11 protein-coding genes are annotated in these 16,474 nt (G+C 60.1%); 2 read left to right on the top strand and 9 right to left on the bottom strand.

Annotated features, from left to right (window positions below; genetic code table 11):
* Nucleotides 1–18: 18 nt before the first annotated feature.
* From BLU75_RS10040 to BLU75_RS10000, 9 genes are all read right to left on the bottom strand, one after another.
* Nucleotides 19–2,034, bottom strand: coding sequence for a ribonucleoside triphosphate reductase (locus tag BLU75_RS10040; RefSeq protein ID WP_084376728.1), 2,016 nt, complete (start codon nucleotides 2,032–2,034; stop codon nucleotides 19–21).
* Between the two features lie 149 nt (nucleotides 2,035–2,183).
* Entirely contained in the window at nucleotides 2,184–3,176 is a 993-nt protein-coding gene (moaA, locus tag BLU75_RS10035) for a GTP 3',8-cyclase MoaA (RefSeq protein ID WP_084376729.1), read from the bottom strand.
* Nucleotides 3,177–3,201: 25 nt separating this feature from the next.
* A complete protein-coding gene (locus BLU75_RS10030) occupies nucleotides 3,202–4,158 on the bottom strand; it encodes a peptidylprolyl isomerase (protein ID WP_090221443.1) in 957 nt (318 codons plus the stop codon).
* Nucleotides 4,159–4,168: 10 nt separating this feature from the next.
* A complete protein-coding gene (narI, locus tag BLU75_RS10025) occupies nucleotides 4,169–4,849 on the bottom strand; it encodes a respiratory nitrate reductase subunit gamma (RefSeq protein ID WP_084376731.1) in 681 nt (226 codons plus the stop codon).
* The gene (gene narJ, locus BLU75_RS10020) at nucleotides 4,842–5,597 is read right to left on the bottom strand and encodes a nitrate reductase molybdenum cofactor assembly chaperone (RefSeq protein ID WP_084376732.1); all 756 of its coding nucleotides are present in this window, start codon (nucleotides 5,595–5,597) and stop codon (nucleotides 4,842–4,844) included. Before narJ ends, narI begins: the two co-directional genes overlap by 8 nt.
* A 2-nt stretch (nucleotides 5,598–5,599) precedes the next feature.
* Nucleotides 5,600–7,138 (bottom strand): nitrate reductase subunit beta, encoded by a 1,539-nt coding sequence (gene narH, locus BLU75_RS10015; protein ID WP_084376733.1) that lies wholly within the window; start codon nucleotides 7,136–7,138, stop codon nucleotides 5,600–5,602.
* A gap of 1 nt (nucleotide 7,139) precedes the next feature.
* On the bottom strand, nucleotides 7,140–10,913 hold the full coding sequence (locus BLU75_RS10010; protein ID WP_084376734.1) for a nitrate reductase subunit alpha: 3,774 nt from the start codon (nucleotides 10,911–10,913) through the stop codon (nucleotides 7,140–7,142).
* 70 nt (nucleotides 10,914–10,983) lie between these two features.
* The gene (locus BLU75_RS10005) at nucleotides 10,984–12,381 is read right to left on the bottom strand and encodes a NarK family nitrate/nitrite MFS transporter (RefSeq protein WP_090221442.1); all 1,398 of its coding nucleotides are present in this window, start codon (nucleotides 12,379–12,381) and stop codon (nucleotides 10,984–10,986) included.
* The gene (locus BLU75_RS10000) at nucleotides 12,359–13,663 is read right to left on the bottom strand and encodes an MFS transporter (RefSeq protein WP_084376736.1); all 1,305 of its coding nucleotides are present in this window, start codon (nucleotides 13,661–13,663) and stop codon (nucleotides 12,359–12,361) included. Before BLU75_RS10000 ends, BLU75_RS10005 begins: the two co-directional genes overlap by 23 nt.
* 303 nt (nucleotides 13,664–13,966) lie before the next feature.
* Between BLU75_RS10000 and BLU75_RS09995 the strand changes: the two genes are divergently transcribed.
* Both BLU75_RS09995 and narL read left to right on the top strand, forming a co-directional pair.
* Nucleotides 13,967–15,769: a HAMP domain-containing protein gene (locus BLU75_RS09995; RefSeq protein WP_084376737.1), complete on the top strand. Its 1,803-nt coding sequence runs from the start codon at nucleotides 13,967–13,969 to the stop codon at nucleotides 15,767–15,769.
* Nucleotides 15,766–16,413: a two-component system response regulator NarL gene (gene narL / locus BLU75_RS09990; RefSeq protein WP_084376738.1), complete on the top strand. Its 648-nt coding sequence runs from the start codon at nucleotides 15,766–15,768 to the stop codon at nucleotides 16,411–16,413. Before BLU75_RS09995 ends, narL begins: the two co-directional genes overlap by 4 nt.
* Nucleotides 16,414–16,474 lie beyond the last annotated feature (61 nt).

Genomic DNA, 16,474 nt, shown 5'->3' with positions numbered 1-16,474 from the left:
GGATTGAGTGGATCGAAATCAATGGACGGTGTCGGATGTCTGTTCTTTCAACAGGAGAACCTCATCGCATTTGGGGCAGAACTCATGCTCGCCATCGAGGTAACCGTGCACCGGACAGATGGAGAACGTCGGGGTCACCGTCAGGTAGGGCAAGCGGAAACGTCCGAGGGCCTTGCGTACCAGTTGCTTGCAGGCCTGGGTCGAGGAAATCCGCTCGGCCATGTACAGATGCAGGACCGTGCCGCCGGTGTACTTGCATTGCAGCTCGTCTTGCAGCTCCAGCGCTTCGAAAGGATCTTCGGTATAGCCCACGGGCAATTGCGAGGAGTTGGTGTAGTACGGCGCCTGGGGATTGCCGGCCTGGAGAATCTCGGGGTAGCGCTTGAGGTCTTCCTTGGCGAAGCGGTAGGTGGTGCCCTCGGCCGGCGTCGCTTCGAGGTTATACAGGTGGCCGGTTTCTTCCTGGAATCGCAGTAAGGTGGCGCGCACATGATCGAGCATTTTCAGCGCAAATTGCCGGCCGGGCTCGGTGTGCATGCCCTCCTCGTCACCGCTGAAGTTGCGCAACATTTCATGCAGGCCGTTGAGCCCGATGGTCGAGAAGTGATTGCGCAAGGTTCCGAGGTAACGCTTGGTGTACGGGTACAATCCGGCATCCATGTGGCGCTGAATGACTTTGCGCTTGACCTCCAGGCTCTCCATCGCCAACTCCATCAGCGTGTCCAGGCGCTTGAGCAAACCGCTGGTGTCGCCCTTGAACACATAGCCCAGGCGTGCGCAGTTGATGGTCACCACGCCAAGTGATCCGGTCTGCTCTGCCGAACCGAACAAACCGCCGCCGCGCTTGAGCAACTCGCGCACATCCAACTGCAAGCGGCAGCACATCGATCGCACCTGGTTGGGCTGCATGTCTGAATTGAGGAAATTCTGGAAATACGGCAGGCCGTAACGCGCGGTCATCTCGAACAGACGGTCGGCGTTTTCACTGTCCCATGGAAAGTCATGGGTGATGTTGTAGGTCGGGATCGGAAAGGTGAACACTCGCCCTTTTGCATCCCCGGCCTGCATCACCTCGATATAGGCGCGGTTGATCAGGTCCATTTCGACTTGCAGGTCACCATAGGCAAACGGCATTTCCTCACCGCCGATGACGGGGATCTGCTCACACAGATCCTGCGGGCAAACCCAGTCGAACGTGAGGTTGGTGAACGGCGTCTGGGTGCCCCAGCGCGAAGGTACGTTGAGGTTGTAGATGAATTCCTGGAGCGCCTGGCGAACCTGCTCGAAGCCAAGCTGGTCCTTGCGTACATAGGGCGCCAGGTAGGTGCCGAACGAGCTGAACGCCTGGGCGCCGGCCCATTCGTTTTGCAGGGTGCCGAGGAAGTTCACCATTTGCCCCAGGGCGCTGCTCAAGTGTTTCGGCGGCCCGGCTTCGACACGCCCTGGCACACCATTCAACCCTTCGTGCAACAGGGTGCGCAACGACCAGCCGGCGCAATAACCGGCGAGCATGTCGAGGTCATGCACATGCAAATCGGCCTCGCGGTGGGCCTGGCCGATCGCTTCGCTGTAGACCTCATCGAGCCAGTAGTTGGCGGTCACCTTGCCCGATACATTCAACACCAGCCCGCCGAGGGAATAGCCTTGGTTGGCATTGGCCTGAACCCGCCAGTCTTCACGGTCCAGGTATTCGTTCATTGACGTGGCAACCTCGACCATGGTCCGGCGGTCGCGGCGCAAGCGTCCGTGCTGTTCGCGGTAGACGATGTAGGCACGCATGGCGAAGAAAAAACCCGCATCCATCAACACCCGTTCGACACGGTCCTGGATCTGCTCGACATGCAGCCTGGGCAACCCTGCCAGGCGCGCGAGTACCGCCTCGAGCAAGCGTTCGACATCAGCCTCGGTGTATTCGCCGGTTGCCTTGCCGGCAGCGATCAATGCCTGACGGATCTTGTCGGCATCGAAGGCAACCAGATCGCCATTGCGTTTATACAGACGGGTATATCCTGTTGCGATCAGCGTGCTCTGCATTTGGCCTCCAGATACTGCATATAGATTTTTATCAAAGTAAAAACACAACATGCAGTAAAGGCTACGGACAAAACGCGGTTCTGCAATTGACCGATATCAAGATTGGGCGGTGAAAAAAATGCCCTGAACACCAGCCAATAAAGTGCGTATCAACCGCCACTCATGTTCATGAATCTGACGATTTGCACCTCTGTGTCCGGGGTGAAATCGTGACGTAACGGTTTGCCCCGTAGCGCCTTTTGCACCGCACTGATCACCGGCTGGTCATCCAGCGGGTAACGCCGCAGCAATTGCCTTAAATCCAGCGCATCGTCTTGCCCCAGACATAACAGCAGCTTGCCTTCAACCGTCATTCGCACTCGATTGCAGCTGCCACAGAAGTTGTGGCTATTGGGTGAAATAAAACCGATCCGCGTCTCGGGATGCTGTTCCAGGCGCACATACCGTGCCGGTCCCCCGCTGTTTTCCGTGCTGTCGAGCAATGGATGGCTCTTCGCTATCAGCGCCCGCACTTCCTCACTGGAACAAAACGCTTCGCCCCGTGAACGGCCGACGTCACCCAAGGGCATTTCTTCGATAAAACTGATGTCGATGCGCTGGTCAATGGCGTATTGCACCAGCGCCGGAACTTCATCGAAGTTGCGCCCCTTCATCACCACGCAGTTGAGCTTGACCCGCTCGAACCCCGCGTTCCGCGCCGCTTCTATACCTCCGAGCACGTGCTCGAGATCGCCGTTGCGGGTGATTGCACGAAACTTCTGCGCATCCAGGCTATCGAGGCTGATGTTCATCCGCTTGACCCCCGCCTCCGCCAACGGTCCAGCCAAACGGCCCAATTGCGAGCCGTTGCTGGTCATCACCAGTTCGCGCAAACCGGGTAAGGCGGCGATGTCGCGGCACAGTCCGAGAATGCCGGGACGGATCAGCGGCTCGCCGCCAGTAAGGCGGATTTTGCGTACACCTTGGCCAACGAACAGCCTCGCCAAGCGCTGCAACTCCTCCAGCGTCAGCACCTGCTGGCGCGGCAGGAAGGTCATGTTTTTCGCCATGCAATACACACAGCGAAAATCACAACGGTCCGTCACCGACAGCCGCAGATAGTCGATCTGCCGTCCAAAACCATCCTGCAAGACAGCGTTCATCACACCTCCCCGTTTACCCCAGGACTCACTGCGCCAGCGGTGAGTCGGCGCCCTGCAAATGGATACCGCGAATATCCGCCGCACCGATCAAGGTTTGCAGGTATTGCACTAAGGCTTTTTGCCAGACGCCTTGCTGCAACTGCGTGCGGATCGCCGTCGACACCACTTCATAGGGCAATGGCATGCCTTCGATCCGTTGATCGACACTGACCACATGCCAGCCATATCGGCTTTCCAGCGGTTTACTGGCCAGCCCCGGTGTCAGGCTGAACAGCTGGCGCTCCAGTTCAGGCACGGTCTGGCCTTTACTGATCTGTCCTAAAGAACCGCCCTGAGCCTTGGACGGGCAGGCCGAATATTTAACCGCCAGTTCAGCAAAGCTGCCGGGAAACTCACCCAGGCGCTGCAGCAGGATTTGCGCCTGTTCGTGCGCCAGATCGCGGGCCTGGGTATCGTCCGGCGCGCACTCAAGCAGGATGTGCCGCACCGCCAGCAACGGTGCGCTGTGGAAACGTCCGCGATTGTTTTCGTAGTAACGGAGACAGGTTTGTTCGTCGCACTGCGGCACGTGCACCTCACGTTCGAGCAGCAGACGCGTGGCGGCCTCTTCTTCGTTCTCGCCCGCGCCGATCTCCATCGACACCCCAAGTTCGGTGATGCGCTGCTGCAACAGCTCGCGGATCACCAGCGCCCTGGCCGCCAGAAACACCGCCTCCTCGCGGCTTTCGGCGGGGTGATATTGCACCTCCTGTGCCATCGCCTCCGGAGTGATCAGCACCTCGTTGACACTGATGATCGGCCACTCTTGTTCGCTGCTGGCGATCAACTGCGCTGGGGCGTCAGCCGCCGCGGGTTCAGCCGGGAGGGCTGCAAACTGCGCCTCCACGACCGGAGTGATGTCCGGAACATCCTCGGCTTTTTTTGAAGAACCGCAGCCACCGCTGCCCCCATTACCGCCGCCACATCCACATCCACTTGACATGCGTGTCTCCTCAGAATTTCTGCCGAACGATTTGATAACGGCGTCCCAGGTACCAGATCGGTGCGCTGATCATGTGTACCAGACGGGTGAATGGGAACAGCACAAACAGGCTCAGGCCGAGGAACACGTGCAGCTTGTAGGTCAGCCCGACCGGGGCGATCGAGGCCGCCGCTTCCATCGGCCGCAACAGCACGGTGTTCTGCGCCCAGTCGGCAAGCATCACCATCACCGAACCATCCATGTGCCCGGTGGACGCCACGATGGTCAGCAGGCCGAGTAGCAGCTGCGCCAGCAGCACCAGCAGAATCAGGATGTCCGAAGGGTTGGAAGTGGCGCGGACCCGAGGGTCGCTCAGCCGCCGATTGATCAGCATCAGCAGGCCGATCAGGCACAACAGGCCGAAGAACCCGCCAGACACCATCGCCAGCAACTGCTTGTTCTCAGTGCTGATCACATGGTGATACACCGACGCGGGCGTCAGCAGCCCGACGAAATGCCCGGCCAGCACGAACAGCACACCCACGTGGAACAAGTTGCTCGCCACACGCATGCCGCGCGGGTTGAGCATCTGGCTCGAACCTGCCTTCCAGCTGTATTGCGACAGATCGAAGCGGGCCCAACTGCCGATCAGGCAGATCGCCAACGCGACATAGGGATAGATCCCGAACAACAACAGATCCCATTTAGACATTGCCTACCTCCTTGGCTGGCACGGCGGCCAGCCCTTCATGCTGAAAATCTACCCAATGCAACGGCACCGCGCTTTCTTCCCGGGCCTTGCCCGGTGCGCTTGGCAGCGCGCCGCAACGGTCTTGCTGCTCGGCCTGGAGAAAGTCCACGGCCTCCTCTTCCCAGATCTTGTCGAGGGCTTCGAGGGAGTCATCGCGTGGTTCCGCGGCGACCTGCGCGCGCAGCTCGGCCACTGCCTGATGGGGCTCGGCCCCGGCAATTTGCAGCAGCGCCCGGAAGCAACTGGCGTAGGCACTTTCACGCTCTTCCAGGCGCGCCGCGAGCAAGGCCAGCAGGTGTGAAACATCCGCAAGGCCCTCGCGGGCCTCGATGTCTTCGCGGGTGGACAGAAACTCCAGATAGAGCGGGATGTAGTCCGGCAGCTCCTTGACGCCGATGGCAAAACCGGCCTCTTCGTACTGCGCCATCATGTCGACCATGGCCTGGCCTCGATCGCGGGACTCGCCGTGTACATGCTCGAACAACAGCAGCGACAACGAGCGCCCCCGACCGAACAGCGCACCGTAGTGCTCCTGCCCGTCCATCAGGTCATTGGTGCAGATCAGCGCCATCAGCTCGAACAGCGCACCGCTCTGTTTCGGGCTGATTTCCCGGGACTGGATGATCGCCTGCTCCAGTTCGTCGCGACCGCTGATCAGCGTTTCGGTCGGGTAATCGAGCAGCAGCGAAATCACTTTGAGAATTTGCATGCTTAGTCCTCCCACAACTGGACGGTTTTCAGGATGTCGCGGCGGTTGGCTTTCTTGGCCCCGAACATGTTGGTGTCGGAACTGCCGCTGCAACCGCTGCCGAAACTGAAACCGCAACCGGAGCGTTCGGCAAAGGCGTCGCTCATGGCGTCTTCACGATGAGCGCTCGGTACGACAAAGCGGTCTTCATAGTTGGCGATCGCCAGGTAGCGATACATTTCTTCCACCTGCGCCACGCTCAAGCCGACATCCGCCAGCACTTGCATGTCCTGAACCCCGTCGACCTGCTCGGAGCGTTTGTAGGCGCGCATCGCCAGCAAACGTTTCAGCGCACGCTTCACCGGTTTTTCATCGCCCGCCGTCAGCAGGTTGGCCAGGTACTTCAATGGAATGCGCAGGCTGTCGACGTCGGGAATTACCCCGTTCATACCGACGGTGCCAGCAGTGGCGGCGTTCTGGATCGGCGACAGCGGCGGTACGTACCAGACCATCGGCAAGGTGCGGTATTCCGGGTGCAGTGGCAGCGCGAGCTTCCAGTCCACGGCCATCTTGTAGACCGGCGAACGCTGGGCGGAATCGATCACCGATTGCGGTACACCGTCTTGCAGGGCCTGGCGAATGACCGCCGGGTCGTTTGGATCGAGGAATATCTCCAGTTGTTTCTCGTACAGATCCTGTTCATCGGCGGTGCTCGCCACTTCGCTGATGCGATCGGCGTCATACAGCAGCACACCGAGGTAGCGGATACGCCCGACGCAGGTTTCGGCGCAAACGGTCGGCATCCCGGCCTCGATACGCGGGTAGCAGAAGATGCACTTCTCGGATTTGCCACTCTTCCAGTTGAAGTAGATTTTCTTGTAGGGGCAGCCGCTGATGCACATGCGCCAGCCCCGGCACTTTTCCTGGTCAATCAGGACGATGCCGTCTTCCTCGCGCTTGTAGATCGCCCCGCTTGGGCATGACGCCGCGCACGTCGGGTTGAGGCAGTGTTCGCACAGGCGCGGCAAATACATCATGAAGGTGTTTTCGTACTCGCCGTAAATGTCTGCCTGAATCTTGTCGAAGTTCTTGTCCTTGCGGCGCTTGGCGAATTCGGTGCCAAGGATTTCTTCCCAGTTCGGGCCCCACTCGATTTTTTCCATGCGCTTGCCGGACACTACCGAACGCGGCCGCGCGGTCGGTTGATGCTCGCCCAGGGGCGCGGTGTGCAGGTGCTGGTAATCGAAGTCGAACGGCTCGTAGTAATCGTCCAGGCTCGGCAGGTCGGGGTTGGCGAAGAGGTTGGCGAGCACGCGGAACTTGCCGCCGATGCGTGGGTTGATCGTGCCGTTGGCGTTGCGGATCCAGCCACCCTTCCATTTGTCCTGGTTTTCCCATTCTTTCGGGTAACCAATCCCGGGCTTGCTTTCGACGTTGTTGAACCACGCGTACTCCATGCCTTCGCGACTGGTCCAGACGTTTTTGCAAGTGATCGAACAGGTGTGGCAGCCGATGCACTTGTCCAGGTTCAGGACCATGCCGATTTGTGAGCGAATCTTCATCTCAGTTCTCCTCGATATCGGTCGGCAGTGGACGCGGCAGGTCATCGCCGCTGGAGCCATCGAGCCAGTCGACTTTGGCCATCTTGCGCACCACGACGAATTCATCGCGGTTGCAACCGACCGTGCCGTAATAGTTGAAACCGTAGGCCTGCTGGGCATACCCGCCGATCATGTGGGTCGGCTTGAGGACCACGCGGGTCACCGAGTTGTGGTGTCCGCCGCGGGTCTTGGTGGTTTCCGACCCCGGCACGTTCACGATGCGTTCCTGGGCGTGATACATCATCACCATGCCTTCCTTGACCCGCTGGCTGACCACCGCACGCGCGGTCAGGGCGCCGTTGACGTTGAAGCACTCGATCCAGTCGTTGTCCTCGATCCCGGCACGCTTGGCGTCGATTTCCGAGAGCCACACAATCGGTCCGCCACGGCTCAGGGTGAGCATCAGCAGGTTGTCGCTGTAGGTGCTGTGAATGCCCCACTTCTGGTGCGGGGTGATCCAGTTCAGGACGATCTCGGTTTCGCCATTGCTGCGTTTGCCCTTGACGCCTTCGATGGTGCGGGTGTTGACCGGAGGCCGGTAGCTCATCAACTGCTCGCCGAAGGCCTGCATCCACGAGTGATCCTGGTAGAACTGCTGGCGGCCGGTAATGGTGCGCCACGGGATGTTTTCGTGAACGTTGGTGTAGCCGGCGTTATAGCTCACGTGTTCGTCTTCAAGGCCGGACCAGGTCGGGCTGGAAATGATCTTGCGCGGCTGCGCCTGGATATCGCGAAAGCGTATGGCTTCGTGAGCCTTGGAGATGGCCAGGTGGCTGTGGTCGATCCCGGTGAACTCCGACAGCGCGGCCCAGGCCTTGAGCGCGACCTTGCCGTTGGTTTCCGGGGCCAGGGACAGAATCACCTCGGCCGCGTCGATAGCCGTGTCGATCTTTGGCCGACCCTGGCTGATACCGGCATCGCCTTCGTGGTGATTGAGCTCGCCGAGAAACTCGACTTCCTCGTCGGTGTTCCAGTTAATGCCCTTACCGCCATTGCCGAGTTTTTCCAGCATTGGGCCGAGGGATGTGAACTGCTTGTAGATGTTCGGATAGTCGCGCTCCACCACCGCCATGTTCGGCGCGTTCTTGCCCGGTTGTGGTGCCACGCCGGCACTTTTCCAATCGGTGCCGCCAAACGGCTGGGCCAGTTCGCCGACGCTGTCATGCATCAGCGGTACGGTGACCAGGTCTTTTTCGACCCCCAAGTGGCCGACCGACATGGCCGAGAAGGCCTTGGCGATGCCTTTGTAGATTTCCCAGTCGGAACGCGATTCCCACGCCGGATCAATCGCCGCCGACAGCGGGTGAATGAACGGGTGCATGTCCGAGGTGTTCATGTCGTCTTTTTCGTACCAGGTGGCGGTCGGCAAGACGATGTCGGAATACACGCAAGTCGACGACATGCGAAAGTCCAGTGTGGTCACCAGATCCAGCTTGCCGATGGCGCCATCCTCGACCCATTCGGCCTCGGTAGGTTTGCATTCGGTGCTGTGGCCGATGTCTTCGTTCATGACTCCGTTCTTGGTGCCGAGCAGGTACTTGAGCATGTACTCATGCCCTTTACCGGAAGAACCCAGCAGGTTGGAACGCCAGATAAACATGTTGCGCGGGAAGTTCACCGGGCTGTCCGGTTGCTCGCAGGCGAAGCGCAGGCTGCCGTCCTGCCAGGACTTGACCACGTAGTCCTTGGGGTCCATGCCGGCCGCTGCGGCGTCGCGGCAAATATGCAACGGGTTGGTGTTCAGTTGCGGTGCGCTGGGCAACCAGCCGGCGCGTTCGGCGCGGATGTTGTAGTCCAGCGCGTGTTCCGGGAATTGCGACTTGTCGGCCAGTGGCGAGAGCACGTCGTGCATGCTCATCTTTTCGTGGCGCCATTGCGAACTGTGCCCGTAGAAGAAGCTGGTGCCGTTCATCTGGCGTGGCGGACGGTTCCAGTCGAGGCCGAAGGCCAAAGGCAACCAGCCACATTGTGGACGCAGTTTTTCCTGGCCCACGTAGTGCGCCCAACCGCCACCGGTCTGGCCCACGCAACCGCAGAGCATGAGCATATTGATCAGCCCGCGGTAGTTCATGTCCATGTGGTACCAATGGTTCATCGCCGCGCCGACGATGATCATCGAGCGCCCCTTGGTCTTGTCGGCGTTGTCGGCAAACTCACGGGCAATCTGGATGGCTTTCTCGCGGCTGACGCCGGTGATCGCTTCCTGCCAGGCCGGGGTGCCCGGTACGCTGGCGTCGTCGTAATCCTTGGCTACGTTGCCGCCGCCCAGGCCACGGTCGATGGCCAGGTTCGCCGCCGACAGGTCAAATACCGTGGCGACCTTGGCCACGCTGCCGTCGGCCAGGGTCACGCTGTGCACCGGCACCCGGCGGAACTGCACGGCATCGCCCGCCACGTGCTGGAAATGCTCGTGGGCTTCGCCAGCAAAATACGGGAACGCCACTTCGGCGACGTCGTCGCCGATCAGGCTCAGCTTGAGGTCGATCGCGCGCCCTTCACCACCCTCCTTCGCCAGAATGTTCCACTTGCCCTTCTCGCCCCAGCGATAACCGATGGAACCTTGTGGCGAAACCAGCTCACCGCTCTCGTCGAGGGCGATGGTTTTCCATTCCGGATTATTGTCCTGGCCGAGGTTGCCGGTCAGGTCGCAAGCGCGCAGGAAGCGATCAGGTTGAAAGCCTGCGCCAGGCGCGGTACCGAGCATCGGCTTGAGCATTACCAGCACCGGCAAGTCGGTGAAACGCTTGGCGTATTCGGTGAAATACGCACTCGGCCTGTCCAGGTGAAATTCCTTGAAGATCACGTGGTTGAAGGCCTGGGCCAGCGCGGCGTCGGTGCCCTGCTTGGGGTTGAGCCACAGGTCGGTGAGCTTGGCCACTTCCGAATAGTCGGGGGTGATGGCCACGGTCTTGGTGCCCTTGTAGCGCACTTCGGTAAAGAAGTGCGCGTCCGGGGTGCGCGTCTGCGGGACGTTGGAACCCCAGGCGATGATGTAGTTGGAGTTGTACCAGTCGGCCGATTCCGGCACGTCGGTCTGCTCGCCCCAGACCATTGGCGAAGCCGGTGGCAGGTCGCAGTACCAGTCATAGAAGCTCAGGCACACCCCGCCGATCAATGACAGGTAACGCGAACCGGCCGCGTAGCTGACCATCGACATGGCCGGGATCGGCGAGAAGCCGACGATACGGTCCGGGCCGTACTGCTTGATGGTGTAGACGTTGGAGGCGGCGATGATTTCGTTGACTTCGTCCCAGTTGGAACGGATGAAACCGCCCATGCCGCGCTTGCTCTTGTAGGCGTCGGCCTTGACCTTGTCCTCGACGATACTGGCCCACGCTTCTACCGGCGACAGGGTCAAGCGCGCTTCGCGCCACAATTTGAGCAGTGGCTTGCGGATTTTCGGGTACTTGAGGCGGTTCGCGCTGTAGATGTACCAACTATAGCTGGCGCCACGCGGACAGCCACGCGGTTCATGGTTGGGCAGATCGTTGCGGGTGCGCGGGTAGTCGGTCTGTTGGGTTTCCCAGGTGATCAGGCCGTTTTTGACGTAGATTTTCCACGAGCAAGAGCCGGTGCAGTTCACCCCGTGGGTGGAGCGCACGATCTTGTCGTACTGCCAGCGCGAACGGTAGACGTTCTCCCAGTCGCGAGACTCTTTGCGGGTCTCTCCATGACCGTCGGAAAACTCGTTTTGCTTACGATTGAAGAACCGTAGTTGATCCAGTAAATGACTCACGTTGTAGTCCTCTCAGGCTTGCTGCGGGGTTCTGTGCCCCGCCCACGCAATGGTTGGATTCGGGGGCGTCTCAGCAGGGTGTCGCCGCGCCTTTGCGCGCGTACCACCACCAGGTCACGACGATGCAACTCAGGTAAAAACCGACAAACATGTAGAAGGCCATCTCCGGGCCGCCGGTCTGGGCCATCGAAGTGCCGAAGGATTTGGGGATGAAGAACGCACCGAAGGCGCCGATGGCCGAACTGAAGCCCAGGACCGCGGCCGACTCCTTGCCGGCAGCCTTGAGTGCCTGTTCGCGCACTGCCGGTGGTTTTCCGGCCGCGGCTTTTTCATGCAGGGTGCGGAAGATCACCGGAATCATCCGGAAGGTGGAACCGTTGCCGATACCGGTGGTGATGAACAGCAGCATGAACATCCCGAGGAAACCGTAGAAGTTGCCGCCTGAACCGTTTTGCGGCAGGAAGTGCAAGACGCCGAAGACCATCACGATCATCAGCACGAAGTTCCACAGGGTGACCTTCGCGCCGCCGAGCTTGTCGGCCAGCCATCCTCCCAATGGGCGCACCAGGGCGCCGACCAGCGGGCCGAGAAAGGCGAATTTCAAGGCAATGACATCCGGGAAGGAGGTTTTGATCAACAGCGGAAACGCGGCGGAGAAACCGATAAATGAACCGAATGTCGCCAGGTACAACCAGCACATCAGCCAGTTGTGCTTGCGTTTGAAGATGACTGCCTGCTCGCTGAACGACGCCCGGGCGCTGGACAGGTCATTCATGCCGAACCAGGCCAGCAGCGTCACCAGGACAATGAACGGTACCCAGATGAACCTGGCGTTCTGCAACCACAACTGATTGCCATCCGGCAGCACCTGCGGATTGCCGCCGATAAAGCCGAACACGCCGAAGGTGATCACCAGCGGCACACAGAATTGCATCACCGACACGCCCAGGTTGCCCAGTCCGGCATTGAGGCCCAGGGCTGTTCCCTGCTGGGACTTGGGATAAAAGAAGCTGATGTTGGACATGCTCGAAGCAAAGTTGCCGCCACCAAACCCACAGAGCAAGGCAATGAAGACGAACACGCCGTACGAGGTGCTGGTGTCCTGCACGGCAAAGCCCATCCAGATCGAGGGCAACAGCAGCGACGCGGTGCTCAGCGCGGTCCAGCGACGACCGCCGAAGATCGGCACCATGAAGGAGTAGAAAACGCGCAAGGTCGCGCCGGACAGTCCCGGCAACGCCGCGAGCCAGAACAACTGGTCGGTGCTGAAGGTGAAACCGATGGCGTTCAGGCGCACGATCACCGTGCTCCAGACCATCCACACCGCAAAGGCCAACAGCAGCGCGGGAATCGAGATCCACAAGTTACGCGTGGCGGTCTGTTTGCCGCTACTGCCCCAAAACGCGGGGTCCTCGGGGCGCCAGTCATGAATGACCGGGCCCTTGTCAGGCTTTTGTAGAACGGACATGTTCTTCTCCTTGGGCAATGCTGGAAATCGGGGTCGAGGTCCGCGGTGGCTTTTTACCGAGCAGCGGGTTTTTGCGCATTTCGCTGAAGTACATCCAGGTGAGGGAGACCCAGACCACGCCGTACATCAACATGAAGCAGGAAGAGCGCACGCCGGTGAGGTCCACCAGGGCACCAAACATGATCGGCAGCACGAAACCGCCCAAGCCACCGGCCAGACCGACGATGCCGGACACCGCGCCCATGTTTTGCGGGTAGTCATTGGCGATGTATTTGAAGACCGAGGCCTTGCCGAACGCGAAGGCAATGCCCATGACGAACAGCAGCACGGTGAACAGCACGGGATTGAGGCCGATGTGCAAGTCCAGCGGGCCGTTGATGGTCTGCACTTGCAATTGAGTTTGTGGGTACGAGAGCAGGAACAGGCAAATCCAGCTGACCCACAACACCCACCAGGTCACGCTTTGTGCGCCCCAGCGGTCCGACATCCAGCCGCCGACGGCACGCAGCACACCACCCGGCAGTGAGAAACACGCCGCCAGCAGCGCCGCGCTTTGCAGGCTGAAACCGTATTCCTGCACGTAGTACTTGGTCATCCACAGCGCCAGCGCCACGTAGCCGCCGAAGACAATCGAGTAGTACTGGCAGTAGCGCCACACCGCAGGATCTTTCAGCGAGTGCAGTTGCTCACGCAACGTGGCGCCCGAGGCACTGCGGTGGTCTTTGTTTTCGGCGCTGAGGAACCAGAACAACAGCGCGGTAATGAAGAGAATCGCGCTGAAGACTTTCGGCACCAGTTGCCAACTGCCAGCGGCGATCAATGCAGGCGCGAGAAACTTGGTCACGGCCGCACCGGCATTGCCGGCGCCGAAGATACCCATGGCGAAGCCCTGGTTCTCCTTGTCGAACCATTTGGCGACGTAGGCAATCCCCACCGAGAACGAGCCGCCGGCCAGGCCGACGAACAAGCCCAGGACCAGGAACTGCCAATAAGCGGTGGCGTGACTGATCAGGTACAGCGGCGCCACGCAGGACAGCATCAGCAGGAAGAACACACTGCGTCCGCCAAAACGGTCGGTCAACAATCCCAACGGCAGGCGCACCAGTGAACCCGTCAAGACCGGCGTGGCAGCCAACAGACCGAACTGAGTCTCGTTGAGTTGGAGCAGTTCTTTGATCGGTACCCCGAGCACGGCAAACAGCATCCAGACCATAAAACAGACAGTGAAGGCCAGGGTGCTCATGCCCAGCACCAAGCCTTGTCGTACACGGGGTTGGGTCACAATGCTCTCCAATCAGTTAGCCGTGGCGGCAGACTAGAGAGAGCAACCCCACAAAAACTTGATCCACGTCAACGAAGCCCCAGGGGGCATGGGCCTATGCTTGTGCTGTCTACCTCCAAGGAGGTAGGCCAAAAAAAGCCTGAAACCCTTTGTTTATCAGCGTATTAGCTTTTTCTGGCCAGCGTTCTGTCGACAGGGAAGCCTCGACAACTCTTTAGAGGTAGCGCGCCGAGGATCGGTGGCAAACCTCATTCTGGAGCTGTGCATGCTCTGCTTTCCTGTCTTTTGTACGGACCTACGCTGATGATTCGCTGGTTGCGCAGTTCCTTGCCCGCGCGCGCCGGGCTGGCGGTGATCCTGATCGCCGTGCTCGCCCTCGCCAGCTCGTTGAGCGCTGGCCTGATTGCCTGGTTCAGCCAGGGTGATGCCGCCGCCATCAACACCGCAGGCTCCGTGCGCATGGAGACCTACCACCTGAGCTGGAAACTCGCCACCGGTGCCGCCGGGGAAGAAATCAGCGACATCACCGACAGCCTGCAACGTCGACTCAACAGCCGGTCACTCAAGGCGGTGCTTGAAGATGGCCCGACTACCGCGCTGCAGCTCAGCTACGGGCAAATCCAGCAACAATGGAACGAGGCATTGCGTCCGGCCCTGGAGCGCGGCGATGCACAGGCCTTTCAGGCTCAAGCCCGGCCGTTCGTTGAACAACTGAACCAGTTCGTCAGCCTGCTGCAACGCCAGAGCGAACAGAAACAAGGCTGGCAACAGGTGATCCAGGGCATGGCGCTGTTTACCACGATGATTGTTCTGCTGCTTGGCTTGTACGAGTTGCAGTACGGTGTGGTCACGCCCCTTAAAGAGTTGGTGGATGCGACCCAGCGTTTTCGACGCGGGGATTTCAAGGCCCGGGTCAACCATCAGTCCCAGGATGAACTGGGCCAGTTGGCCACAAGCTTCAACGCGATGGCCGAGACGATTGAAGAGTCCCATCGCACCCTCGAGAGTCAGGTCCGGCAAAAGACCCTGAACCTGCAACAGGCCAACGCTGCCCTGGAGTTGCTGTATCAAAGCAGCCGCAGCCTGGCTACGCGCCTGGCAAATGCCGAAGGACTGGGTGAATTGATTCGGCGTTTCCAGCAACGTCTGCCTGGCCTGCGCCTGTCGCTGTGCCTGCAAGGCGAGACGCAGGCGCCGGCCCAGCAATTGATTGCCCTGCATGGCGCAAACATTCGTGAAGTGTGCGCCAGCAGCGATTGCGCCACGTGCCGCAGACACCACGATGCACCACCGCAGACATTCAGCATCAGCAATCAGGGCAGCGAACTGGGAGAACTCAAAGCGCACTTTATCGACGGCCACACCGCGCAAGCCTGGGAGACTCAGCTGATCCAGGCGCTGGCCAATCTGATCGGCACCTCGCTCTCGCTCAAGCGCCAACGGGAACAGGATCATCGCCTGCTACTGCTGGAAGAGCGCACCATCATCGCCCGCGAGCTGCATGATTCACTGGCCCAGGCCCTGTCTTATATGAAACTGCAGGTCAGCCGCATGCAGACCCTGATGCGCCGGGGTGAACCGGTGCAGACCCTGGAAACCGTCACCGCCGAATTGCGCGAGGGGCTGAACAATGCCTATCGCCAGTTGCGTGAATTGCTCACCACTTTTCGTTTGCAGATTCATGAGGCCGGGTTGGTGCAGGAACTCAAGGACACCGCCGAGGAGTTTTCCCGCCGCGGCGAGTTCCAGGTGCACTTGCACGTCGATGCGCTGGCTTTTCAACTCTCGGCCAGCGAGCAGATCCACATTTTGCAGATTACTCGCGAGGCACTCTCCAACTGCCTGCGCCATGCCCATGCGCAAAACGCCTGGCTGGAACTGCGCCAGGACGGTGAAACCGTGCGGCTCTCGGTCGAAGACGACGGACGCGGCTTCAGCGGCGATGTCGATCAGCGCGAACACCACGGCCTGAACATCATGGATGAACGAGCACGCAGCTTGCGCGGGCACCTGCAGATTTTTTCCAGGGCGCCGCAAGGCACCCGCATCCAGCTGGAATTCCACCCGGAGTTTCTCGGACAGCACACAGAAGGTAGCGTCACATGACTCCCTCCCCCCACCGTAGAATCCTGCTGGTCGACGACCATCCGATGATGCGTCGCGGCATCCGCCAGATGCTCGAACTCGAGGCTGACTTCCTGATCGTCGGCGAAGCCAATCATGGCGAAGAAGCGCTCAAGCTCATCGAGCCGCTACAACCGGATTTGGTGTTGCTCGACAACAACATGCCGCAGATGAATGGCATTGAAACCCTGCGCCGATTACGCGCGATGCACTACACCGGTAAAGTGCTGCTGTTCACGGTGTCCGATGCTGAAGATGATATTCGCGACGCCCTGCGCCTGGATGCCGACGGTTATCTGCTCAAGGATATGGAACCTGAACTGCTGATCCAGTACATCCGCGATGCCCTGGACGGCGCATTGGTCATCAGCCCCGGCCTGACCCAGGTCATGGCTCAGGCACTGCGTTCACCGCCGCGCCAGGCCGTGGTGGAGTTGACCGAACGCGAACGCCAGGTGTTAAAGACCATCGCTGGCGGCTTCAGCAACAAGGTTATCGGGCACAAGCTGGGCATCACCGAAGGGACGGTCAAGGTGCACGTCAAGAACCTGCTGCACAAGCTTGGCCTGCGCTCGCGGGTCGAGGCCGCCGTGTGGGCCATGGAACACCTGCGCAGTACCGGCTGACGGGCATGCCTCCTTGGAGGTAGGCCGGCAGAGGCATAGGTCAACCGGTCGGAGCTGTCTA

The sequence above is a fragment of the Pseudomonas mucidolens genome (assembly GCF_900106045.1).
In the GTDB taxonomy this organism is placed as follows: domain Bacteria; phylum Pseudomonadota; class Gammaproteobacteria; order Pseudomonadales; family Pseudomonadaceae; genus Aquipseudomonas; species Aquipseudomonas mucidolens.
Note: the sequence above shows the minus strand (reverse complement) of the source record. Positions and strands in the feature narration are given on the sequence as shown.